Consider the following 21172-nt stretch of genomic DNA (forward strand, 5'->3'; position numbering starts at 1 on the left):
CATCACATGGCGGCGTTCAGCTTGCGCCGCCACTCCTCCATGTTGATGACCTTGCCCGTCCCGCCCTCCGGGGCAGCGGCGTGATCGTTGGCCTCCGGCACATCGAACTTCAACGCGCGCAAACTCATCGGAGTCCAACCATACTGGTCGAACAATTGACGCACCACAGGCCCTAGGGTCGCGTACCTGCCCGAGACCAGCATCTCGTCCAATTGGGCGAACGCCAATATCACGCCCATCCACATCGGATCGGTGCGGCACAGCATGGCGTTCGGACTGGAACGAAACTCGTCATACCATTTCAGGATGATCGGCTTCCACTCACGCCCCTTGGGAAGAATCTGACTGCCTGGAGGCAACTCGGGACCCAATTTCACGTCAGGGCATCTGAGCACCTGATTCGACTGCTTCTGCTTCGCGACCATCAGCACCTCGCTTGCAACCATGACGGTTGTCCCTCATGCGCGCCTCGTGACGAGCCACGCACCTGCGATGAACCACAACACGATTCGAAAGCGAATTGGCGCCACCCATGTCGAGCGGAAGCATCCAAGTCCCCTCCGGATAATCGTCTGAAAGAATGTCAACGCTCCTATCGAGCGGCTGCCCGCACTCAGGGCACACATGCGACGAACGAGACCACTCGTCCTCGCGGGTCCAGAAACCATCGGGCTCAGGCAGCATGGTCTCCACATGCCTGCGCTTGTTCGCCCGAGGCTCCCACAACACAGTGCGCAAAGGGTTCGGCTTCGAACTCACCCGTGTCCCACGGTATTTACGCGACCAAGCCATACGACATCGGGTCGAACAAAACTTACTGTCCTTGCGACTCGTCTCGAAAAACCGGCCGCACATAATGCACGCGCGCGACATACGACGACGCCGCGCCTCACCGTGATAACGCCAATGATCGTAATGACGCCGGCACATGCCCCTCGCACGCGCAGGCTCACCGCAACCATTGACCGAACACATGCCTACCCGAACGCCGGATGCCGATACCACTTCTCCTCCTCGCGCCTCCGGGCATTCAAACGACGCTGCTCGGCAGCCTCACGGCACGTCTTCTGCTCATGGTGATACGAGCACAACGACTGCAGATTCGACAAACTGTCGTCATCGCACACAGGATTACGGACGATGTGATCCACCTCCGTGGCAAGATGCCCGCATTTGCACGGACGCCCATACTCGTCATCCACAATCCACTGGCATTGATGAAGGTCACGATCCAACGCCGCGCGCCTGATACGATCCCAATCCTTGTTGAACCGGTACTTGCGGCGCGAAGTGGACCAAACCATCACCCACCCCCAGACAAATGAAAGTGACTCGCCGGCGTCAGAGCGATAGCAATGCGTGAAAGGAGGATCAACGCCAGCGAGTCACAAGCACATCGGGAGGGAATCGAACCCCCGTCAACGGTTTTGGAGACCGCCGCTCTACCACTGAGCTACCGACATACACAGCGCGCACACGGCGCACTGCGGGCAGGACCTTTTAACGTCAGGCCCAACACGACAAACGCACGACCAACACCACACAACACGACGCCGGTCAATGCGCCGGGGCCAGCCAGAATGCAATTCAACCAACAAATACTCATAGCAATTGTTTCAAATGCAGAAAAACGAACACGCAAGCAATCGTCTCAGCCAACCCCATTGACATGCCGATCCGGTTTCCACACCATCAACAACACGCCCGTTGACGAACCGTTGTTTAACGTCCCACGGCACGACCATAAGGACGGTGAAGGCCCAACACATTATGGGTGGAAGAGCCAAACCACGAGCATCGAACCGGAGTCGAACCGGCACCATCAGCTTGGAAGGCTGAGACGCTACCATTACGCCACCGATGCAAAACCGCAGCGAGAGAAGGGGAAGAGGTAAGAAACTCACTGCGGCAAGCGGATGATGCAGGATTCGAACCTGCGGGCCATCCAAGGCCACTCGTTTTCGGAACGAGCGCATTAATCCACTCTGCCAATCATCCAATATGTGTTGCAGCTGCCTTGGTTTAACGTCGCTGACTGCTGCCGGAACGACATGCCGACTCTAGAAGCGGCATGCCCGAAACATGGCGTTCCATGCAAAGGGTCTTCGCAATCTATCTCAAATCCCTACCGCCATAAAGCTAGCCTGACGTTCAGGACGAGGGCTACAAGACTGCCGAACTGCCTTCCCCGCGGATGATGCAGGATTCGAACCTGCGATGCCCCGATATATGAGCATGGCGCATTAGCACTGCGCTGCCTTAAACCACTCAGCCAATCATCCAAAGTGGTTGCGACTGGACTCGAACCAGCGAAACCCGAAGGTAGTGGATTTACAGTCCACCGCAATTGCCGCTATGCGACGCAACCAAGGGAGCTGCCTGATGGACTCGAACCATCGACCTGAACATTACGAGTATCCCGCTCTACCATCTGAGCTAAGACAGCACCGACGTGACCATTGATACCGAGTCTACGCGGCCCCGATCAACAATCCGCACAAACGACAGTGTACTCAGAAACCACGTGACAGGCAGCGTGACAGCCTGGGAATGGCAGAACCCCAATGAAAAATTCTCTTTCTGTTACGGCTTTTCCAACAAAAGCTCCCAGATGGCGCGCACTATTTTTACCAGAGGGCCAGCGGCCAAATCGCTTGCATGCCGGGTACCCTCCCCCGCCCCGGGTTTGGGTTTTCTTCGGCGTGTCGTGTGGTATTTGCGCGCGTGCGCCTAGGCATAGGCGTAGGCAGTGGCCTAGGCGTGGGTGTGCGCGCCGCGCTGTATGGGTGTGTGGCGTGCGTCGTATGGGCCATGCGCCGCGTGCAGTGCGTGCGCCGCGTGGGCCATGCGTGTGTGCCGCGTGCTGTGGGTGTGGCCGTGTGCCGCCGTGGCCGCGTGGGTGCCGCCTGGGCACTGTGTGTGGGTGCCGCGTGGGTAGGTGCTGTGGTGTGACTGTCGTGATCGTGTGACGTCGCTGTGGCGTGCGTCGTGCCGCATGGCTGTGGCTGTGGTCGGGCTGGGGCTGTGGCGTGGGCCGCGCTGCTGCCGGGGCCGGGGCCGTGCCGCGTGGCTGGGGTGCTGTGGGTGGCGTGATATGGGGTGTGCGACACGCCGATGAATGCTAGTGTTTGCAAGGGTTTGCAGTACCCGACTTGCGTCTCACTAATGAGGCGCGTATAGTCATAACTACCGCAAGGCAGACAGCCAAGAAGCCAAGGCCAAGCGGTTCGGGCCCCGGGTCAGGGGCGGATACCAATAGCAAGGCCCGCACGGGTGACAGACGCGCGGCGCGATGGCAGCTTGATAACTCAACAGTGGACGCGACTCTGTCGCTAAGGTGCGGCCCCATGTCCGCCATGGAATTGGCTGGGGTCATTGAGTCGATGTAATCGGCCCGCCGACGTGTGATAAGGCGGGTTACGATATGAATATGAGTCTTAAGGGATTGAGGCAGAAACGCGGGCTTAGCCAAGAACAGCTAGCCGGCCGCGTCGGTATTACACGCGGGCGCGTCGCCGATTACGAATCGGGGTACCGTCCAGTGGAAAACATGACGCTTGGCACGGCTATTAAGCTGTGCGACGCTTTGCGTGTGGCTAATCCGCGTAAGCTGCTTGAGCCGGATGAACCGGCGAAAGAAAACACTGCCGATTAGGTAGGTGTGTGCCCTTGGCGCCTAGCAAGGTTTTAGCTTGTTTCCGCGTGCGAGTCGCGGCTAGGCACTGCCGCTTTGCGGCTTCTTACTGAAATGCCCCGGGTAGTTGGCGCTGCTCGGGGCTGTGCTTAACGAATTGCATTGTCCATTTGTCAAGCCCCGCCATTCTAGCGTTGGGGCTGGAAAGGTGTTGTCATGGCTGTTATGGCTGAGTTGGATGCGAGGTTATCCCAGGAGTGGGATACGCTCATCGACCTTGGTGTGAGTGAGCAGACTTTGCAGATTGTCACGGATATCAATGGTTATAGCGAGGATACTTTGCGTGACGTGTTGTATGCGCACACCGGGTATCGTGAGTTTGGTCAGCTCGAAGAGGACTGACGTGGTTTCGGCGGCAGCCGTTTGAGTGCCGCCATTCTGCCCATTCGGGCGCTTAATCCAAGTTTTTCAATATTCAATCGATCTATCTAGGGAGAAGTATATTCAAATGCGTAATTTGAAGGTTGAGTTTTTTGCTGTCATGGCTGCTGTCGCGTTGACGTTGGGTGTGGGTGCTTGCACGTCCCCGGCTCAATCGGGCGGGCCGGAGTCTGAGCCGGTGAGTGTGAGCCGTGAGGCCGCGCCCGAACCGGAGCCGGTGAGTGAGCCGGAGCCTGAGCCGACGCCGGTGAGTGTGGCCGCGCCCGAACCGGAGCCGTCCGCCCAGGAGTTGGCCGATGCTGTTATGCGTGGCGAGTATGGGGATGGGGATACCAGGCGTGCGCTGCTTGGGGATAGGTTCGATGAGGTTCAGGAGATTGTGAATGGCATGATGCCACAGCCGGAACCGGAGCCGGAGGCTGAGCCGCAGACTGTGAGTGAGCCTGAGACCATGCAGGTTCCCCAGCCTGTGCAGCAGGTGCAGGTGTCTCAGTCCTGGACTGCCGAGCAGCAGGCCGACAACCAGGAGTATCAGCAGTGGAAGCATTCGATGTCGTATCTGCCTGACTGTGGTGTGGGCGGAGGCGCGTCGTGCAAGTGGTTTGCCGATGAGCATAATGAGGCTGATCCGAACAGCGTTGACAACGGTTCCCTGTGGTCGTATGCGACTGATTCCGATGGGTATTGGATTGGCGCATATTGGCGTGCGGACATCAACGATTCGTTTGGTGCGAGTTTCTGACGCTTCCGCGTGGCGGTTGGCGGGGCCGCCTTGTTTCCCCGCCGTTTCCGGTTCTTTCAATGTTGATTGTGGGGGTTTGCCATGTTTGATATGAGTGGTTTCAAGGATGCCGTTAGCGATGCGTTGGATGCGTGCGACACCGAAGCCAGCGAGGATTATTGGACTGTTGACGATTGCGGCCGGTTGGCGTCTTCCATTGTGTGGCACTTGTATTTGAATGCGTTGAACGCTTTGGAGAACGGGACTGGTGATGAGGACCAGTTGTCGCATGACTTGGCGGTGGCGCGTTCCTTGCGTCCCGTGGCTGACTCGGAGGGCAATGAGTGGCCGGAGTGTGTGCCATGGTGAGGCGTCGTGTGCTGGTGTCGCTGCTGGTGCTGGTTGTGTTGGTGGCTGGCGTGTTGGCTGGTTTTATTCGGCCGGCTGATTATTGCGCTGCCAGTGTTGCGGATGGCAGTGGCCCGTTTACTTCTGTGGCCCAGTGTAGGGCCGCCTTGGATTGATTGGAAGGTGATTGTTATGATGCGTATCATCGCTGTCGGCCTATGGTCGGCTAGTCCTGAGAATGGCCGGGAGACTTGGCGTTACCTGACTGTCTCCGGCATGGTGTGGCAGTGGTCCCGCAAGTCTGACGCGGTTGTGTGGGAACATCTGATGGTCCCCGCGGCCGCGAAGAGTGGCGTCGCCTATTTGATGCAGGCACAGGGTGGCGGGCGGCTCGATCCCGCCACGTCTGACTATGCGTCTGCTTTGGAGCATTTGGGTGGCGTGCCCGACATGGTGCGCAATGGCCTGACCGAGCTCAGTGAAGATGATGTGTCGGATGGCTGGCATGGCGACTTGCGGCGCGTGTGGCGTCCTATCCCCCAGGGTTTCGAGCCGGACGACTTCCAGGACACCGGGGAGTTCATGGACTCCGGTGTGGTGTGTGAGCCGGAGCCGGTGACGGCTGAGATTCCGGAGATACCGCCCGAGCCTGATGGTGAGGCGCGTAGTTCCTCGGTCCGTGTGTTGACGATTCCGGCCATGGTGCCGGTGCGTGAGCTCGAAGCGTTCCGCGGGTTTAGGCGTCCCAAGCATTTCAGGGACGCCAAGGGTCGCAAGTTGGCTTATGTCGCCACGGATGGCGTGCGCGTGCTTGTCGCGTACCGTGCCACTTATGAGGGTGGCGACAGTGATTTGGAGCAGCGCGTGAGCGATTACGCGCATGGATTGGAGGGAATGAAATGATACCGGATGATGATAACGAAATGTCGCGCGAAATATCACGCCTCGGCTTTTGGCTTGCGGCCAACACCGGACGACCGGGCCGACTCTTGAGGAGCGGAAACAGATAAAGCGTGAGGCGGTCCAATGGTTGTGCGCGCCCGAACACGGCGTGTCCCATGATGCGGTGCGGTTCGACACGCTCACGTTGCGAGTCAATCGCGGCGCGTTCTGAATTTTTCGGCCTTTGCGAGGCGGGCGATAATGCGCCTCGCTTGATTTGCCGCATTGTCGCGGAGAGAGAAAGGTTTGAAATGTCTTACTTCTATGCTTATTGCACGCCTAGTGGCGAGCCTTATGTGAAGTGCCCGGTTTCCGGCGAGTTCGCGTTCTCCGAACGTCCATCTGCCCGTGTTGTGCCCGAGATTTACGTGTTCGATTCTCGGCATGCGCGCGACGTGTTTGTTGCCGAACGCGATGATATGCGTGCCATGCCGGCGCGTGACGCCTATCCGTGGATGCGTTGGCATATGACTGGCTTGTGGGAGTCTTATGACAATGAGGCGTATCAGGAGCGTCGTTGGGGTAATCGCGTGCCCGACGATCGTGTTGTTTCGCATTACTTGGATTATGTGGACAATGATGATTATGGGGTCGGTGAGACGCGTTTCCTTATGGGTGAATCGTTGACTTTCGATAGGCGTAACAACACTGTTTCTGCCGCGCATTTCGTTTATAGGGAGGCGTGACCATGCGTGTTGTTTCGGACGCTGTGTTGTGCGAGGCGTTGCGGCGTGCCGGTTATGCTGGCACGCCTGGCAATGTTCGCGCCATGCGTGAATTGTTGGCTGATTTGCCTAGGTTGCTTCAGGTTGTGGCGGATAACGCGAGCCTGACTTGCAAGGCGCAATGCGCGCACTTGTTTTGATTCCATGTTCTTTGGCGGCGTATGGGTATGCGCCGCCCATGGAACATTAATGTTCGGCCGATATAATCGGCGTTGAGTGATAGGAGGTGGCGTTATGACTGCTGTTGAGTCTTTGCCGGTCTACAAGGCGGCCGCGTTGGTTGCCGAGAAGCGCGGCGACAATCTTGTGTCTCTGATCAGTGCGTATCTTTCTGGCTATGCGGCCGGTGGCGCGGATGGTGGCGCCGGTATGGATGCGTCGTATATGAGCGAGTCGGTGCTTCCGGGTGAGGTTGTGTGCCATACGCCCGAGGAGGCGCGTGCCCACATGGATAGGATCATTGCGGAGGCGTCGCGTGGTTGAGGTCAGGTTCACCGCTGACTATAACGCCGATTTGGCTCGTTTGACGCGTCATAGTGTGGATTTGGCGTGTCAGGTGCGTGATGTCGTCGATGAGTTTTTGGCGGTTGATGGTTCGGTGCCCGAGTCGTATCGTCCGCATGTGCTTGATTTGCCGGGTGGTTGTTACAACGGGTGTATCGAGTTTCATGCGTGCGATGATGACGATGTGTTGGTGTTGTATCATCGCGGGCGTGATTTTGTGCGTATGGTGCGTGTTTGCACTCATGCGGAGTTGTCCGCGTGTCGGTTCGGGCGAGAGTGGCCGCGCGGCTGACTGCTTGGAACCCCGGTTGCCTTTGGGTGGCCGGGGTTTTGTTTACCTGTTTGTGGGCGTGCGCTGTTTGGCGCGCGCCCTTTTGTTTGAAAGGTTTTCATTATGTCTGATGTCAAGTGCGATCGTTGCGGCAGGGAATTCTCCGAGCGCGACAAGATGAGCTGGGATTGCTGCGGTGGCTGTGCTAATTGCAAACGTTTCTGCTGCGGCAAGTGCATGGATTACGTCGAGGTCAAGGATGTCGGGAGCATGAGGTTTTGCAAGGACTGCCGGTCGAAAAGGCTGGTGTATGAGACCGATGTGTATTGCTTGTACAAGTGGGGCGATGGGTATCGTGCCGAGTCGGATGAATGTTTTGCGTGGCTTGATTATCCGACTGTTGCTTTCGACGAGGACGGGGAACCGCAGATAGATTTGCCGCCCGTTCATCTCGATGGCTTCATGGATATCGGCATGTATCAGAATTTCCTCGGGCGTCTCGATGATGCCGTCACTGATCTGAATGTTTTCATTGCGTCTCACCTGGAGGATTGACATGGACTTGTGCGAATACGTGGGTTTCGACCAGGCCAATAATGTCGAGCAGTGGCGTCGTGTGAGCGGTTTCGAGCTCAAGTGCATGTGGTTGTTGGATCGTGTGCGTGGCGAAAAACCGGCGCGTATCGGCTATGAGGCGTGGCTGTACGCGCAGGTGGCCGATGGCGTGCTACTGCCGGTGGAAATGCTGGACTGGCTTCAGCGGATCATCCAGGGATAGGAATACGAAAATGCCTATGCAGGTGGTATAGTCGGTTGCAGGGCTTGTGCCCGGTGTTACCGACGATAGCAGTTGGTTGTTTCCTCGCAGTGGCGGGGATGGTCCCGTAGATTATTCGGGATATATGGTGTTCCTCGCTTTTGCAGGGTTTTTACGCACGATGGTGGGACTTGTTGTTTCGGAAGTCCCACCGCTATTGGAGGTGTCGTCATGACTTTCGTAATAACCAATCTGAACGCGGCTGGTGTGCCGGTCGAGGCGGCGCGAGTGGAGTGCCTTCCGAAGCTGACATACGATCTGAGCGAATTGACCGAACCGTATGAGACGCGAGCGGCATATCCTACGATCACCGCCACAGACCCATACGGCAACGTCGTTTCCATTACGACGAACAGGGCCGGGGAGGGACGTTTCAAGCGTATCGAGACACCATTCGGTCCCGAATACCGTCAGACTGCTGGAACGTTGCGCGCGCTTCCAGGCAGCGACGCGGCGGTGAAGCGGATGCTGTGCGAGATCTACCGCGACACCTATGTCTGGGACGCGGACGATTGGGACAATCGTCCCACAGAGAGGTATTAGACCAAGTCAAAATGCGGGCTGATTGCATCGATAGCCTCTCTTTGAGTTTGTTTTGAAACTCATTGAGAGGCCATTTTAAAATAGCCGTATTGTCCATATTCCATTAAATGGAACATTGAAACTTACTTAATGCTATTTCTTGCGTTTGCGTGAGCTTGTTTTCTTCTTCTTGGTCTTGCAGGCCATGCGTTCACCTCCTTTCTTTATTTCCCGGTGCTGCCGAAGCCGCCGTCTCCCCTACTGGATGGGGGCAGTTCGTCAGCTTCCACGACTGTGATGCTCGGGATGGGAAGGATGACGAGCTGTAGGATGCGGTCTCCCTTGTGGATGTCTATCCGATCGTCGCCCTTGTTGTGGAGGAATGCGGTCACTTCGCCGCGATAACCGCTGTCGATCACGCCAATCGTGTTCACGACTTCCAGGCCTTTGATTCCCGTGGATGAACGGGGCGCGATGATGCCGACGTAGCCATCCGGGATCGCCATAGCGAACCCCAATGGAAGTAGACATGCGGTATGGGTCACATGGTGCGAATGATTGCACGCGTAGCTGCTCGTATATGCGCTGTCCGTCCTATCGCTTAGCAGTCTGATGTCTTCGGGCGCGTAGATATCGTATCCCGCGTCCGTCGGATGCGCCTTCGTAGGCAACGTCACGTCGTCGCGGAGCCTCTTGAAGATCAGCAGGTTGCCCATGCCGCGGCTCTCCTTCCCGGGTCGGTTTTGATTTCCTTGATTCTCTTGATTTGCGAAAGATTGAGTCGGAATTCCTTGTACATGTCGCTTCGCTTGTTGACGTCATTGAATATGAGTACTTCGTCAGGATGCTGACGGTCGACCTTCGCCGTGATGTCGGGCGGCATGCCCCATGAGAAGTTTGGGACACGCCGGTACCCGTCTTTCACCGCGTTGGTTACGCGCCAAGCGTTGGTGAACATTGGTTTGAAGCCGAGGCGTTTCAGCTCGATCTCGATGGGCCATGGCTGGTAGTCGCTCATGTCCAGCCAGCCGGCGCCGGTGTACGGATAGCCGGCGATGCCGTTGACCATTCGCAGTTCGTCCAGTCCGGCGCCTTCCCATATGACGCCGTTGTCTTCGTTCTTGAATTTGAAAAACGTGTTGCCGCCTCCGCCGCACCATTCGCTCCTGTAGGTGAAGACGATGTTGTCGTGGCCGTTCAAACGCCATTCGCCCAAGGATTGTTCGCCATCCATTCCCGAGCCGAGTCTCGGTTCTTCGTCCTTGGTTCGGTGGAAGCCCAGTAACTTCAGTTTCTCCGTCCATTTATCAACGGGCTTCATGGTCCGCATGTCGAGTATTTCGGTGGGTGTCTCACTCATATTGGCTGTCCTTTCCCGGGAGCGCTGGTTCGATGAAGTCTGGTGATTTGACGGCTGCGACTAGCTGCCGTCGCGTGGCATGCGTGATGACGTTTTGGATGTCGTCGAGACTGATGTCGTGCGGTCCCAACGCGTGCGCGATCTCTTCGGGCGTGTAGCCGTCACGGTAACGCCATTTGAGGATCATGTCACGAGTGATCTTGTTCACGCGCCGACCCTTTTCAACGTGGCAAGACGGTTGCCGTATTCCTTGACGATTTCCGACCATATGCCCGGGCGTCCGCTTATGCTCAACGCAGTCGGTTTCCCTGGCTGCTTGTCTGATAATGTCAGCCACAGCGCGTTTTCCCCTAGAACGCTGTCGGGGAAACGCATCAGCTCCAGCCCATCATCAGTGCTGTATTCGCCGTACTCTTTGGGTTCTTTGGCGCAATTGCGATCATCTATCGCTTCGAGGAATTCGATAGCATCGTCGTCATGCAAGTCGATCAAGTCTCTTTCGTCCAAAGCGATCAGATACTTCGTTGTTTTGCGCTTCCCGAACTCTAGGCAATCTTCTCGCATCATGTTCGACAATCTTCCGCGCAGAGTAACGCGGCCGTTTTGATAGGTCACTGCCACTATTTTGCCGATGTCCTCGAAAGTTAATTCGTTTGCTTTGATGCAATTCGAAGGACGGTATTTCACTTATGTTTCCCTCTCTTGGATAGTCCGTTGACCTGCATGGTCGGGTATTTGCGTTTCACGGCCTTGCGCACCCGTGCTTTCTCGGCCTGTGTGCCGTGCTGCGCCACGCGCGAGAGTGCCGCCCTAGCGTGGCTGCGGTCATTGATGGGATACGCGCGGCGCTCAGGAATGGCGAATTGGCTGGCCTTCATGCGTTTACGGTCTCTGCTGGTGAGTTTCGCCATCATTCCTCCTCTCTGTCTGCCGTGTATTGTCCGCAGATGAACGGTATGCGCACGATATGCTGGCCGTTACTGTCGATTGTCTGCGTGATCGGTTCTGCGCTGGATACGATGCCGCCCACGTCGATGCCGTTGATTTCGACGCTCTTGTCGAACATCATGCTTGAGTGGATGTCGATTCGTGGCAGCGGGTTGCCGTGGGCGAGCGTGAAGGCGTTCCTGAGTTTTTGCTTGGCCTCGTCCGCCAGCCGTTGCTGTTCGCGGAGATCTCCTGCCGTCTGGGCCAAGAGCGCCAGGCTGTCGGCTGTAGTGGAATAGAGGTCGGCCAAGGTGTTTTTGTTGATTGCCTCCCAGCCGTCCTCGTCCAGTATCGTGTCGACGTGTTTCGTCACCGGCGTGCGCCATCGGTGTTTCAAAGGCTTGTTCACATGCCCTGCCTGGCGTTTTGTGCGAAGGTTTCCCATAATCAATCCTCCGGTGTGGCGTATACGAATTCGGCGAGCCTGAGCAGTCCGTCGGACACGTATGTGGGTTGATTGCGCGCGGTGAGCGTTGCTATCGTCGTGCCCGCGTCGACGTCGAGCGAGTCCTCGAGGCTGGTGTCGTCGTAGACCAAGACCCATGGTCTGCCTGGTCCGAACAGTTCGTCTATCTTCCTGCTGATCCGGTCCTTTTCGTTGTCGTCCATTAGTTTTCCTTGGTTTTGAAGCCGTCGAGTTTCATAAGATCGATGATGTCGATGGTTTTCGCGGCGCCGTTCTTGCTGTTGGTGAATTTGAACGTCGGGAAGATTTCCTTTTCACGCTCGTCGTCGGTCTCGTATTTGACATCGCAGCCCACGTCGAGCGTGTTCTTGCCGACGGGCATCCATAATTCGCTCATGGTCTGGTATCCGTCGATGGAAACGCCGCTGTTCGTGGTGCTGATGTACGTGAAGCCGAGTTGCTTGAGTTTCGCGCGCCATGAGTCGCATGGCGTCGTCAGATCGAGTACATTTCCCATTTGTCGGTCATTTCACCGTTGTGTTCCCGCCCCATTCGTCCCAAGCCTGTTGCATCGCGTCGATCGCATGGCCGAAGCGCGCTGCTTGGTCACCTTCCATGAGACGATTGACGATCTCCTCGGCGTTGTTCTCCGTGCCTGCAGGCATGCTGATGATTCGTGTCCCGATGCAGACCGCTGGTTTTCCGTTGGTGTTGGCGATGAAGTCGATGTCCACCTGAACTTGACCTGTGCGCGTTTTCGTGTGGGTGTTCATTCGCTGTTTCCTTTCAAGCGGTGAGTTCCGTCGAATTGGCCGCGAGGAACTTGTTAACGAAATAGGTTTGTCCGCGCCCGGTCACCTTCGGTGTCTTGTTGATGGTGACGTGCCCGTCGGAATGCGTGATGGCCGTTTCCTTGATCTCGAACAGGCCGAGTTCCATGGATCGTTGGGTGGGCATGTTCCGGTCGGTGCCGTTCCGGCTGATCAGATACCCGTTGTCGCGTAGCCATTGGAACAGTCTGTTGGCGCCGATGTTGATTCCGTTGCCTTTGAGGATCTTCGCTAGGTCGCCGACGAGGATGCTGGTTTTGCTGGCCGACACCGCGTCGGCGAACAGTACCTTGGGTTTCTGTTCTTCGATGGTTTTCTCGGCTTCGTGGCGTCGTGCGCGTTCGTTCTTGAGATTGGTGAGCAGGCGGATGCCGAACTCGGGGTCGTTGAGGATGTTGTCGATGGTCGCGTCTGTAGCGTACATGCCATGCCGGCGGATCGAGGGCAGCACCTCGTGCGTGACCCAGCGTTTGAACTCCTTGGCCTCGGGTTTGCGGCTGCGGAGCACGAGACTGTAAAGTCCTGCTTCCGAGACGATGGTCTTGTTGGGGTTTCCTGGAATACCGTTGTTAATGGCGACGGTATTCTTTTCGTCTTCGTCGAGTCCTGATATGGCGTCACGGTTGTTTACGATGCCGAGGATGTCGCACACATCCTTGGCGACAAACCATGGGTCTCCGTTCTCGTCGACGAGGGTGCGCACTTGAGCGCCCTTGAAGTCGAAGATGGTGATTTCGCTGCTCATCGTTGTTCCTTTCACTTGACGTTGACCATGGGCACGCTGCCGTCGGGCACGACGGTCAGGTTCTTCGCGTTCCCCAGCGCATCGATGTACTTCTGCTTGAGCACGTTGTCGGTCAGGGAATCGTTGAGGACCTTGTTCGCGTCGGCCACGCCCTGCGCCTCGATCTTCTTGGTCTCGGCCTTGGTCTTGGCGACCTCCTGTTCGTTCAATGCCTTCTGCTTGTCGATCTCGGCGGCCTGCGCGTCCGCGTAACGGCTGGTGATCTCCTTGGGGTAGCGGATCTCCTGGATGCTGACCTGCGTGACCTGAAGCCCGAGGTTCTTCCACTTGGTTTTCAGAGCATGTTCGACGGCGTTGGTGTATTCGCCTCGGTTAGTGAGCAGGTCGATGGTGTCGAACTTGCCGGACACTTCGCGCGGGATGCTGCGCACGTCGACGGCGGCGACGGCCTTGACGAAGTTCTCCTGTTTGCCGTAGTCGCGGTAGAGGCTGATAGCGGTCCTCGGGTCGAGCGAATAGTTGACCTGGATGTCCAGGTCGGCGCTGGCGCCGCTCTTGTCGTTGACGGTGACCTGCGGGCCGCGCGCGGTGCCGCCGTCGTAGTCCTCCTTGCCGTCGGCGACGTAGCTGATGACGTTGTTGCGCGTGTCGTAGGTGACGGTGGACTGCCACGGGGCCTTCAGGTGGAAGCCGGCGTCCTCGCTGCTTCCGGCGATGCTGCCGCCCCAGTTCTTCAACACCTTGACTTCGCCCGCGTCCTGCGAGTAGAGGCAGAACGAGCCGATGGCGAGGACGAGGCCGACGATGGCGGTGACGCCGGCGAACAGTTTGCCGTCTTCCGCGATGAAGACTCCGACGATGCCGGCGATAACGAGCACGATTCCGATGATGGCGAGGATCCACATGATCTCTTGTTTCCCTTCTCTTATTTGGTTTGCTTGTGGTTGTCGGCGATGAGGTCCCATACGCTGTTGGTGCGGCGCGTGTCTCCAGTGGCGAGCAGGTAGGCGTCGGCCAGCAGGTAGGTTTTGTGTCCGTTCTTTTCTCCGGCGACGGGGAGTTTGCCGCGTTGCGCCCATTTGCGGATCGTGGGCTTGCGGGTGAGGATGCCTGCGCTGGCCAGAATCTGGTGGAGTTCGGTGGCGGTGAACGCCTGCTTGCTGTTGAGCAGGGCTTCCCTGCCGGCGGACATCATCTGGCCGATGGGCCATGTGGACCCGCATTTTTCGCAATGGACGGAAGTGTCTTCCTTGGCCGCGTAGAGTGGCGTGTCGCAGCGTGTGCGAGTGCCGAGTATGGCGGGGCAGTTGCCCATGAACACGCTCTTGTCCTGCGCCGGGTCGAGGTATTTCTGCGCCTTGCGTTGCAGTGGGATGAGGAACCGCATGTATTGGGGGGTGGCGCCGTTCCGTTCGAGCCGCGGGTTTGCTTGCAGCCATTCCGCGGCCTTTTTCACGGTCGTCAGGCGTGCGGGCTTGCCGTCGAGGCATTCGACGTATTCGTCCAGCGTGGGTTTGAGTTCGTCGGTGACGAACATGTAGATGCCGGCGCGCAATGGTTCCGGCGGCACCGCATGGGATGGAGTACCGCCGGCGCCGGTGGTTTCGTGCGCGTAGGCTTTGTTGACCTTGTAGGTCTCCAGGTCGTCGCCGTGGCGGATGAACCAGGCGAGCAGGTCATGGAGTCGTGCGACGCACTTGTCGCACAGGTTGCCGCCGTTGGTCTGCCGGTAGCAGTTGACGCATATCGTGTCTGAGAGCACAGAACACCCTTCCGTCTCCACGGGTTAAACGGGTTGTTTTGTGCGAGTCCCAATATACTCCGTCACGATATGCGTCGCAAGCCTGTCCTCCGGAATCTTCCCTACGGTTAGAATTCCGGACGTCCCGGATCGTATGGGGCAGGCGCGTCCCGCAACGCGCGGCGCACTTGTTCGATCAGGCTGGGCGGGTATCCGGTCAGGGTGACGATGCTGGCCGTCGGATACCCGTTGAGGATCAGTTTTTCCAATCGTTTGCGTCTGCCGTCGTCGCTCATTGGTCCGTCTCCCTGGAGAGGCTGTCGATGAACGCGCGCGTGGCACGCTCGATCGCTGAGGCAAGCGCCATTTCATCGACCACTTTGTAACGTTGCTTCCCAATCTCGATGTCAGTTTGCAACGGTGCGGGTGTCTTAGCTGTGAATGTGACGAGCGGATCGTAGTGGTTGTCGCCTTTGACACGAGCATTGATAGTGTATTCGACTTCAATGGTTCTCATGCTTCGGCTACTTTCTTGAGGGTTTCGAGGATGATTTGCTCGCATTCGGGCAGCGGGAGCGGCTGGAGTCCGGCGTCGAGGTAGTAGGGTATGAGTTCGGCGTTGCGTGGCATGGCGTTGGCGTCGTCCTCGTCGAAGGTGTATGGCGCTCCGCTGTCGGCGAGCTCGAGGTGCTCGGGGCAGAAGTAGCAGCGGTGGGATATGCCATCGAGGCCTAGCCATGTGGTGTCGTCGAAGATGTCGTCGTCCGCCATGCCGGTGTCGTACCACCATTCGTATTCTTCGTGGCCTTGATAGTGGTTGTCGCATCCGGGGTAATCGCAATGGATGCGGTAGAACATGTGGGTCTCGTAGCTCATTGTCTCGGCTCCTCGTTGATCTTGATGATGCGGTCGATTTCGTCACGCATCTCCTTGAGCGTGCCGAGATCGAGGCTGATGGTCGCCACGGGGTCGCCGTCCTCGTTGGTGATTTCGTCTTGGCAGTCAGCGTTGCCCACCACGGTGAGGAAAGCGTTTATCGAGGGGCCGTAGCCCATAGGCTTGACGCCTTGCAGGGCCAGGGTTCCATGCCATGCGCCCTCTTCATTCTGCAATTCGACACCGCAGCGTTCGCCCCTGCGGTTAATAAGCTCCCTCGTGATCATCTCATTTCTCCCGTCTGACGCCCGCCGTTCAACACGGCTTTGATCGCCATCCTCAACTGGTGTCGCAGCATGTTTGTGTCGTTCTCGTATCTGGTCCGGTAACCGCACTTGCACTCCTGCCAGTCCTCGTCGGGATTGATGCCGTGCAGATCGTGGTCGAGGTATGCGCACAACGCGTTTTCGACCATCTCGTCGGTGATCCCGACCGGATTGCCTACCTGCGAGAGCATGCCATCGACGAAGCCGATGCGCATGCTCTCTCGCAGCAGGAAGATCGTTTCGCGGTCATCATCGTCCCTGAACCGGGTCTTGTCCGGGATCGGATACCGTTTCGCGGCCTCGTCCCAGGCTTTCTCGTACATGTCGGTCATTTCGCCTCCAATCGTTTGAGTTGTTCGACGGCCTTGATGCAGCCGTCCAGATTGCAGTCCTTCAACGCGGTCCAGAACACCGCGGCGCCCGCATGATCCAATTGGGAGAGCGTGTCGAGCATGGACTTGGCGGGTTTGGCGCAGGCGTCGCCGCTGGTGGTCGCCTCGAATGGCAACGGAAGCTCGCCCGCGGCGCGCGCGTGTTTCAGATACCAGATCGCCTTGTTCAGGTCCTCTCGCGGATGCTGCTTCAACCGGTGGCGCCACACGTATTTGATCGCATTGCCCAAGCTGAATGAATAGAGTCCCGACAGGTCGATGCACTCGAACGGCCCCGACTCGTAGTGTTGAGGATGGTTCACGCTGTCACTCATCGCATCCCTCTTCCTCCGGGAAATGTTCCTTCATGAACTGGTCGATCTCACGGTCGCTTTGGTGTCTCAGCAAGCTCAGGAATTCCCTTGCTTCGAACATCCCGATCCTGTTGGCCTCATCCAATGCTCGTTTCCTTGAGAAATGCAGGTGTCCGAACCAGTACGGGACTTTCTCTCCCCAAGGTTCATCCTCGCACACGATCCCGCGATGCAAGAGTCCACCCAGATAGCTTCGGCATGAGGCCTTCAGATTGTCGTTATTCACGGCCGCGCCTCGTAATCCTCGACGGCTTCCGGCTCCTCGATGTGACGCACGTAGTCCACCGTGTAATGATTGCCGCCGTCATACGTGACCACGGCCTTGTCCCCTAAGTCGAGATGGCCGATGATGGGTCGCAGGCACATGGCGTTCAGCAATCACTCTTGGACTTGCTTCCGCTGCGCATGGAATGCCTCGCGCAAACGGTTGTTTTCGTCGATCAGAACGGCGCACAGGAACGCGTATCCGGCCATGATGAACGAACTGACGGCGTTCATCCAACTATGATCGGCCAACTGCGAGACGCCGCACCCCAATAGGATGCCAACAATGAGCAGCATGGGCCATTGAGCTTTCAGAAACCGTTTCATTCCATGGACTCCATCTTCTTGGAGAAATCGTCGATCGCATCGACTCGTTCCCTGAACTTGTGCAGCATGTCCGACGTGATAAGCGTGTACGCATTCGAATTCCTCAAGAAGCCTGCATCAGTCATAACGGATCCATACGGGATCTCGAATCGCACGCAATTGCTCGAATCGATGCTCACCGCCGGCATTTGACACTGCCAATCACTCATTTGATTTCCATCCATTTCGTATCGTCGTAAACGTTTCCTATGGCTATTGGCTTTTCCACCGCATTGGGGTATTTGACGATTATTGGTTTGCCTACCAATTCCGACATGTTGGTGCCGTCGTCGCCTACCTCGACGTCGGCTATCGTCAACAATTCCGGAAAACGCGCGGGCTTGATGGTCAGTAGGTTCCTGCTGTCCTTTCTCCGCACGTCCAACACGATGAAAGTCACGTTGAAATGCCCGATGTATTGAAGTTCGGCAGAGATGATCTTCATCGTCTCGCAGATTGGTTCGCTCATTCCTCAACCTCCGTCAGCGTGCCGTGCTTCGAGTCGTATATCCGGTCGGCGAGATTCCTGACCCCCTCGTTCGAGACGACGCCGGCTACCATCGCGTCCATGACCGCGCGCCGCAACCCTTCGCGAGTGAATATCTTCGCCTCATATGTTTTGACGTGGCTCATCCAAACTCCCTGAATGTTGTTGCTTGACTTGTTGAATGCCGGGCGCACAGAGGCGCCCGGCAGTATCCTCGGCGAGGCCCTACGGGCCTAGCCGAGGCAGAAGCAGGAAAGCGCGCCGCCGCTGCCGTCGACGCCGTAGTAGTTCGCCGTACCGTCGGTGTAGACAATGCACGCATAGTCGCTGAGCGACGCATAGGCGGCGCGGAGCAATCCGCTACGCTCGTCGCCGTCGGTGTCCTTGAAACAACGTGACTTCCTGTCGCCCCATAGGCGACATGCGTTCGTTGTCTCAACGTCATTCCCGTAGATGGCGGACCCGTACATCTCCTCCTCGCTGGGAGCCCACACGTCGCGAAGGATATGCTTGACTCCACCATTCCCGTCGGTCAACGCGATGCGCCTGGGAACGATCCGGTCGCGCACGGACTGCGGCAACCCGTTCTTGAACTCGTTGTTGAGCCACTTGTCGTAGGTGGAGTCCTCGTATTCGTTGTTCCCATCGGCGTTGAATTGAACGGAGCATGAGGGGATCGTGATCGGCGCCATGAACGCCACGGGCTTCACGCCATTGATGATCGAGAAGCGAGCGATGTACGAGGCGACGCGGTATTTGAGCGTCCCATACTCGGCGTGCTCGATCTCATACACGTCGCCGACCTTCATGGCAGAAGTTTCCGGCAGCGCCGGCTTCGGTTCGGCGTTCTCGTCCATCGGCATAACGGTCAATTGCACCACGCACGGCGTGCCCGCCAGGCCGCGCAACGCCTCGATGAGACCGTCCGGCGCATCGTTCTTGCCTAGCTTGAATGTTTTGCTCATTGTTTGGTTTCCTTTCCTTGGTTTTCCAACATTTCACGCTTCTTGCGCGCGCGGCTTTCCCGTTTGCGCTGGTTCTTGCGGTCGCACATGGCCTTGTAGCGTTCCGGGTCCTCGCGTCTGATGCGTTCCTTGCGCGCCCGTTCGAGACGGTTGCGGCGTTCCCGCATGGCCCGGTATTTCTCCGGGTCCTCCTCGCGCGATCGTCGGTCGCGTTCGCGCCGCTTCTCGTTCTGCTCGTCCTTGTGGGCCAGATACCAGGCGTGCATGTACGCTTTGGTCTCGGCCCTCTGCTCGACCGTCCGGCTGGCACGACGTTCGGCGTTCCTGGCCTTCGTCGTGAGCTTGTAGTCGAGATCATTCCGGTAGCGTTCGCGTTTCAACAGGTTCGCCCGCTCACGGTGCTCGGGATCTCGGTCGTACTCGCGCTGGTACGCCTTGCGACGGTCCTTGACTTCGGGTCGCTTTTGGTATTCGCGCTGGTACTCGGCCCGATGTCTGCGTTTGCGCAATGCGTTCAACGCCTTCTCGTCCGGCTCGCGGTCGGCTTCGATGATCGAGCGGAACTGCTCGTATTCGCCGAGGTCAGCCATCGCGCGCCTCCTTCAATGCCGACTGTTCGTCGAACCCTTGGAATCTGAGCCGCCGGTACTTCCACGTCTGATCCGCGTCGAGATTGTGCTTCTCGGCTTCGCGTCCCACGTCAGCCTCGCTGGGCTTGGCGGCTTCCTGTTTTCGCTTGGCCTTGGGATTACGGTCGACCCAGCCGCGCCACATCGCCGACCAGTCGGCTGACCTGTCCCCACGCCGCAGGTGGTAGTCGCGGAAACCGTTCGCCTCCGTCACGGCATCCAGACCATGGGAGACGGCGTAGTCGCGGTCCGTCTCACCGGGCATCCAGTCGGATGGGATCGTGGAATCCGATTGTTGTTGTTCGCCGTCGTCGTTTACGCCACTTACGTAAGCGGTAGAACAACAATCTTTATCTATATCTGTATCTGTATCTATATCTATATCTGCTTCGTTTTGCTTCGCGTTTGCTTCGATTTTGCTTCGCCCCGTTTGAAGCAATTGCTTCGATTTTGCTTCAGCATTTGCTTCAAGATTGCTTCGATTTTGCTTCGGGTTTGCTTCGTCGGCCCTGACCACGCCGGATCTGATGCCGCCACGTCGTCCTGCCTCGGCGCGCTTCTGGCTCAACCCATCCTGCTGTTCTACGGTCACCTGGGACTTCGAGAAATCGTGGATATACCAGCCTTTCTCGGTCTCCTCGATGAAACCGGCCTCGGCAAGAATGGTGATGTCCTTCGGCGTTCCGCCGAGGAAACTCCTCAAAGCGAAGTCATCGACCTCGCCGTTGGTCCTGCAATCTACCGAGTACGCTATGGCGAGCACCCATAGGAATGCGGCGCGAGGATTCTTCTTGGCAAGCTTGCGGACCTTTACGTTCAGGTAGATCTTCGAGGATAGTTTGGCGAATATCGTCATGTCGTTAGCCATCGTTCATCTCCCTGCCATGGTTGGCTGCGTATACGGCTCGGCTGAAGCCGAGCGGTGTTCTGCTTCTGAAGTTGGCGCGTTCTTCGCCGGGCGGCGCCATGTGTATGCGGTCGTCCGGCTCGCCCAATGTCGTGTCCCGTAATGGGGGGGGCTGGCGGTATCCGTTGCCTGTCCACAGGCATGTGCGTTTCCTGTAGTTGTCGTCTTTGCACCAGCCCGTGTATTCGTAGGGTTGGAACGTGTGGTCCGGCTTGCCGAAGATGTTTGCCAGGATGCTGACCGGGTTTTCGATGAAGTAGGGTGCGCCGGAAAGCTCGCCGATGACCCTGCATTGCTCGGCCACCGACACCGCCTTGGCTTGGAACAGGTGGTCCATGTCGTATTTCTTGGCGAACCATCTGGCGCCGCTCACCGCCATGTCGGTGCAGGGAGGGAATCCGGCGACGAACGCGATCCGCTTGTCGCGGATGAGTTCGCCGACCAGTCCGAACGCTTCCTCCACTGTGCGGCCGAGTTTCAGGTAGGCGCCGTCCTCGTGGTCGAGCCCGTGCTGCGGGTCGATGAGCACGGCCTTGTAGCCATGTTCGACCCATGGGCGGGCGAGGATGCCCGTGTAGTCGCACAGGCACAGCACCGTGTCACGCATCTGGGT

General features: G+C 57.7%; 40 protein-coding genes and 6 tRNA genes. 11 read left to right on the forward strand and 35 right to left on the reverse strand.

The features are described from left to right. Positions 1-2 precede the first annotated feature (2 nt). The 7 genes from AC1AUD_RS02700 to AC1AUD_RS02730 all read right to left on the reverse strand — a co-directional run bounded on the left by AC1AUD_RS02700 (position 3) and on the right by AC1AUD_RS02730 (position 2446). Positions 3-446 carry a hypothetical protein gene (locus AC1AUD_RS02700; RefSeq protein ID WP_476571851.1) on the reverse strand — a complete coding sequence of 148 codons (444 nt, stop codon included), beginning with the start codon at positions 444-446 and terminating at the stop codon, positions 3-5. Between the two features lie 946 nt (positions 447-1392). Beyond that, a tRNA-Trp gene (locus AC1AUD_RS02705) sits at positions 1393-1463 on the reverse strand. 330 nt (positions 1464-1793) lie between these two features. Then, a tRNA-Gly gene (locus tag AC1AUD_RS02710) sits at positions 1794-1864 on the reverse strand. 49 nt (positions 1865-1913) lie between these two features. Continuing rightward, positions 1914-1998: transfer RNA gene (locus AC1AUD_RS02715), tRNA-Ser, on the reverse strand. A 193-nt stretch (positions 1999-2191) separates the two neighbouring features. Further along, a tRNA-Ser gene (locus AC1AUD_RS02720) sits at positions 2192-2282 on the reverse strand. A 4-nt stretch (positions 2283-2286) separates the two neighbouring features. After that, a tRNA-Tyr gene (locus AC1AUD_RS02725) sits at positions 2287-2368 on the reverse strand. A 5-nt stretch (positions 2369-2373) separates the two neighbouring features. After that, positions 2374-2446 (reverse strand) — tRNA-Thr (locus tag AC1AUD_RS02730). Between the two features lie 978 nt (positions 2447-3424). Here AC1AUD_RS02730 and AC1AUD_RS02735 point away from each other — a divergent pair. From AC1AUD_RS02735 to AC1AUD_RS02785, 11 genes are all read left to right on the forward strand, one after another. Then, positions 3425-3655 (forward strand): helix-turn-helix domain-containing protein, encoded by a 231-nt coding sequence (locus tag AC1AUD_RS02735; RefSeq protein WP_476571853.1) that lies wholly within the window; start codon positions 3425-3427, stop codon positions 3653-3655. 204 nt (positions 3656-3859) lie between these two features. Further along, positions 3860-4036, forward strand: a complete 177-nt coding sequence (locus AC1AUD_RS02740; protein ID WP_476571855.1) for a hypothetical protein — start codon at positions 3860-3862, stop codon at positions 4034-4036. Positions 4037-4142: 106 nt separating this feature from the next. Further along, complete coding sequence (locus AC1AUD_RS02745; RefSeq protein ID WP_476571857.1) at positions 4143-4817, forward strand: hypothetical protein; 675 nt, start codon at positions 4143-4145, stop codon at positions 4815-4817. A 90-nt stretch (positions 4818-4907) separates the two neighbouring features. Next, a complete protein-coding gene (locus tag AC1AUD_RS02750) occupies positions 4908-5165 on the forward strand; it encodes a hypothetical protein (RefSeq protein ID WP_476571859.1) in 258 nt (85 codons plus the stop codon). A 171-nt stretch (positions 5166-5336) separates the two neighbouring features. Beyond that, positions 5337-6047, forward strand: coding sequence for a hypothetical protein (locus tag AC1AUD_RS02755; protein ID WP_476571861.1), 711 nt, complete (start codon positions 5337-5339; stop codon positions 6045-6047). A 290-nt stretch (positions 6048-6337) separates the two neighbouring features. Further along, complete coding sequence (locus AC1AUD_RS02760; protein ID WP_476571863.1) at positions 6338-6772, forward strand: hypothetical protein; 435 nt, start codon at positions 6338-6340, stop codon at positions 6770-6772. 273 nt (positions 6773-7045) lie between these two features. Next, positions 7046-7294 carry a hypothetical protein gene (locus tag AC1AUD_RS02765; RefSeq protein WP_476571865.1) on the forward strand — a complete coding sequence of 83 codons (249 nt, stop codon included), beginning with the start codon at positions 7046-7048 and terminating at the stop codon, positions 7292-7294. Beyond that, positions 7287-7607: a type II toxin-antitoxin system YafQ family toxin gene (locus AC1AUD_RS02770; RefSeq protein ID WP_476571867.1), complete on the forward strand. Its 321-nt coding sequence runs from the start codon at positions 7287-7289 to the stop codon at positions 7605-7607. Before AC1AUD_RS02765 ends, AC1AUD_RS02770 begins: the two co-directional genes overlap by 8 nt. 102 nt (positions 7608-7709) lie before the next feature. Beyond that, positions 7710-8141, forward strand: a complete 432-nt coding sequence (locus AC1AUD_RS02775; protein WP_476571868.1) for a hypothetical protein — start codon at positions 7710-7712, stop codon at positions 8139-8141. A 1-nt stretch (position 8142) separates the two neighbouring features. After that, positions 8143-8364, forward strand: coding sequence for a hypothetical protein (locus AC1AUD_RS02780; protein ID WP_476571870.1), 222 nt, complete (start codon positions 8143-8145; stop codon positions 8362-8364). 210 nt (positions 8365-8574) lie between these two features. Next, entirely contained in the window at positions 8575-8946 is a 372-nt protein-coding gene (locus tag AC1AUD_RS02785) for a hypothetical protein (RefSeq protein WP_476571872.1), read from the forward strand. A gap of 203 nt (positions 8947-9149) precedes the next feature. Here AC1AUD_RS02785 and dut read toward each other — a convergent pair whose 3' ends face one another. The 28 genes from dut to AC1AUD_RS02925 all read right to left on the reverse strand — a co-directional run bounded on the left by dut (position 9150) and on the right by AC1AUD_RS02925 (position 21166). Then, positions 9150-9641: a dUTP diphosphatase gene (gene dut, locus AC1AUD_RS02790; protein WP_476571874.1), complete on the reverse strand. Its 492-nt coding sequence runs from the start codon at positions 9639-9641 to the stop codon at positions 9150-9152. After that, complete coding sequence (locus tag AC1AUD_RS02795; protein ID WP_476571876.1) at positions 9626-10285, reverse strand: hypothetical protein; 660 nt, start codon at positions 10283-10285, stop codon at positions 9626-9628. The genes dut and AC1AUD_RS02795 overlap by 16 nt, the downstream gene beginning before the upstream one ends. Further along, positions 10278-10493, reverse strand: a complete 216-nt coding sequence (locus tag AC1AUD_RS02800; RefSeq protein ID WP_476571878.1) for a hypothetical protein — start codon at positions 10491-10493, stop codon at positions 10278-10280. The genes AC1AUD_RS02795 and AC1AUD_RS02800 overlap by 8 nt, the downstream gene beginning before the upstream one ends. After that, the gene (locus AC1AUD_RS02805) at positions 10490-10900 is read right to left on the reverse strand and encodes a hypothetical protein (RefSeq protein ID WP_476571880.1); all 411 of its coding nucleotides are present in this window, start codon (positions 10898-10900) and stop codon (positions 10490-10492) included. The genes AC1AUD_RS02800 and AC1AUD_RS02805 overlap by 4 nt, the downstream gene beginning before the upstream one ends. A 68-nt stretch (positions 10901-10968) precedes the next feature. Further along, positions 10969-11199, reverse strand: coding sequence for a DUF6582 domain-containing protein (locus AC1AUD_RS02810; protein WP_476571882.1), 231 nt, complete (start codon positions 11197-11199; stop codon positions 10969-10971). Further along, positions 11196-11621, reverse strand: a complete 426-nt coding sequence (locus tag AC1AUD_RS02815; RefSeq protein ID WP_476571884.1) for a hypothetical protein — start codon at positions 11619-11621, stop codon at positions 11196-11198. Before AC1AUD_RS02815 ends, AC1AUD_RS02810 begins: the two co-directional genes overlap by 4 nt. Positions 11622-11659: 38 nt before the next feature. Beyond that, on the reverse strand, positions 11660-11881 hold the full coding sequence (locus AC1AUD_RS02820) for a hypothetical protein (protein ID WP_476571886.1): 222 nt from the start codon (positions 11879-11881) through the stop codon (positions 11660-11662). After that, positions 11881-12195, reverse strand: coding sequence for a hypothetical protein (locus tag AC1AUD_RS02825; RefSeq protein WP_476571888.1), 315 nt, complete (start codon positions 12193-12195; stop codon positions 11881-11883). The genes AC1AUD_RS02820 and AC1AUD_RS02825 overlap by 1 nt, the downstream gene beginning before the upstream one ends. Positions 12196-12202: 7 nt before the next feature. Further along, a complete protein-coding gene (locus tag AC1AUD_RS02830) occupies positions 12203-12451 on the reverse strand; it encodes a hypothetical protein (RefSeq protein WP_476571889.1) in 249 nt (82 codons plus the stop codon). A gap of 13 nt (positions 12452-12464) precedes the next feature. Beyond that, positions 12465-13253 carry a phage antirepressor gene (locus AC1AUD_RS02835; protein ID WP_476571891.1) on the reverse strand — a complete coding sequence of 263 codons (789 nt, stop codon included), beginning with the start codon at positions 13251-13253 and terminating at the stop codon, positions 12465-12467. A gap of 11 nt (positions 13254-13264) precedes the next feature. Continuing rightward, positions 13265-14158 carry a prohibitin family protein gene (locus tag AC1AUD_RS02840; protein WP_476571893.1) on the reverse strand — a complete coding sequence of 298 codons (894 nt, stop codon included), beginning with the start codon at positions 14156-14158 and terminating at the stop codon, positions 13265-13267. A gap of 20 nt (positions 14159-14178) precedes the next feature. Then, positions 14179-15015: a hypothetical protein gene (locus tag AC1AUD_RS02845; RefSeq protein WP_476571895.1), complete on the reverse strand. Its 837-nt coding sequence runs from the start codon at positions 15013-15015 to the stop codon at positions 14179-14181. Positions 15016-15122: 107 nt separating this feature from the next. Beyond that, a complete protein-coding gene (locus AC1AUD_RS02850) occupies positions 15123-15290 on the reverse strand; it encodes a hypothetical protein (protein ID WP_476571897.1) in 168 nt (55 codons plus the stop codon). Then, on the reverse strand, positions 15287-15511 hold the full coding sequence (locus AC1AUD_RS02855; RefSeq protein ID WP_476571899.1) for a hypothetical protein: 225 nt from the start codon (positions 15509-15511) through the stop codon (positions 15287-15289). Before AC1AUD_RS02855 ends, AC1AUD_RS02850 begins: the two co-directional genes overlap by 4 nt. Then, the gene (locus AC1AUD_RS02860; RefSeq protein WP_476571901.1) at positions 15508-15870 is read right to left on the reverse strand and encodes a hypothetical protein; all 363 of its coding nucleotides are present in this window, start codon (positions 15868-15870) and stop codon (positions 15508-15510) included. The genes AC1AUD_RS02855 and AC1AUD_RS02860 overlap by 4 nt, the downstream gene beginning before the upstream one ends. Then, positions 15867-16157: a hypothetical protein gene (locus AC1AUD_RS02865; protein ID WP_476571902.1), complete on the reverse strand. Its 291-nt coding sequence runs from the start codon at positions 16155-16157 to the stop codon at positions 15867-15869. The genes AC1AUD_RS02860 and AC1AUD_RS02865 overlap by 4 nt, the downstream gene beginning before the upstream one ends. Continuing rightward, on the reverse strand, positions 16154-16528 hold the full coding sequence (locus AC1AUD_RS02870; RefSeq protein WP_476571904.1) for a hypothetical protein: 375 nt from the start codon (positions 16526-16528) through the stop codon (positions 16154-16156). The genes AC1AUD_RS02865 and AC1AUD_RS02870 overlap by 4 nt, the downstream gene beginning before the upstream one ends. Continuing rightward, entirely contained in the window at positions 16525-16902 is a 378-nt protein-coding gene (locus tag AC1AUD_RS02875) for a DUF3310 domain-containing protein (protein WP_476571906.1), read from the reverse strand. The genes AC1AUD_RS02870 and AC1AUD_RS02875 overlap by 4 nt, the downstream gene beginning before the upstream one ends. Continuing rightward, positions 16895-17167: a hypothetical protein gene (locus AC1AUD_RS02880; RefSeq protein ID WP_476571908.1), complete on the reverse strand. Its 273-nt coding sequence runs from the start codon at positions 17165-17167 to the stop codon at positions 16895-16897. The genes AC1AUD_RS02875 and AC1AUD_RS02880 overlap by 8 nt, the downstream gene beginning before the upstream one ends. Then, positions 17164-17307, reverse strand: coding sequence for a hypothetical protein (locus AC1AUD_RS02885; protein WP_476571910.1), 144 nt, complete (start codon positions 17305-17307; stop codon positions 17164-17166). The genes AC1AUD_RS02880 and AC1AUD_RS02885 overlap by 4 nt, the downstream gene beginning before the upstream one ends. 12 nt (positions 17308-17319) lie before the next feature. Further along, a complete protein-coding gene (locus AC1AUD_RS02890) occupies positions 17320-17532 on the reverse strand; it encodes a hypothetical protein (RefSeq protein ID WP_476571912.1) in 213 nt (70 codons plus the stop codon). After that, positions 17529-17657: a hypothetical protein gene (locus AC1AUD_RS02895; RefSeq protein WP_476571914.1), complete on the reverse strand. Its 129-nt coding sequence runs from the start codon at positions 17655-17657 to the stop codon at positions 17529-17531. The genes AC1AUD_RS02890 and AC1AUD_RS02895 overlap by 4 nt, the downstream gene beginning before the upstream one ends. An 80-nt stretch (positions 17658-17737) precedes the next feature. After that, complete coding sequence (locus tag AC1AUD_RS02900) at positions 17738-18040, reverse strand: hypothetical protein (RefSeq protein WP_476571916.1); 303 nt, start codon at positions 18038-18040, stop codon at positions 17738-17740. Further along, complete coding sequence (locus AC1AUD_RS02905) at positions 18037-18204, reverse strand: hypothetical protein (protein ID WP_476571917.1); 168 nt, start codon at positions 18202-18204, stop codon at positions 18037-18039. The genes AC1AUD_RS02900 and AC1AUD_RS02905 overlap by 4 nt, the downstream gene beginning before the upstream one ends. 87 nt (positions 18205-18291) lie before the next feature. Continuing rightward, entirely contained in the window at positions 18292-19023 is a 732-nt protein-coding gene (locus tag AC1AUD_RS02910) for a DUF6273 domain-containing protein (RefSeq protein WP_476571919.1), read from the reverse strand. Then, positions 19020-19613, reverse strand: a complete 594-nt coding sequence (locus tag AC1AUD_RS02915; protein WP_476571921.1) for a hypothetical protein — start codon at positions 19611-19613, stop codon at positions 19020-19022. The genes AC1AUD_RS02910 and AC1AUD_RS02915 overlap by 4 nt, the downstream gene beginning before the upstream one ends. Then, positions 19606-20520, reverse strand: coding sequence for a hypothetical protein (locus tag AC1AUD_RS02920; RefSeq protein ID WP_476571923.1), 915 nt, complete (start codon positions 20518-20520; stop codon positions 19606-19608). Before AC1AUD_RS02920 ends, AC1AUD_RS02915 begins: the two co-directional genes overlap by 8 nt. Then, positions 20513-21166, reverse strand: coding sequence for a hypothetical protein (locus tag AC1AUD_RS02925; protein WP_476571925.1), 654 nt, complete (start codon positions 21164-21166; stop codon positions 20513-20515). The genes AC1AUD_RS02920 and AC1AUD_RS02925 overlap by 8 nt, the downstream gene beginning before the upstream one ends. Between the last annotated feature and the right edge of the window lie 6 nt (positions 21167-21172).

It is taken from the genome of Bifidobacterium sp. LH_730, assembly GCF_056355835.1.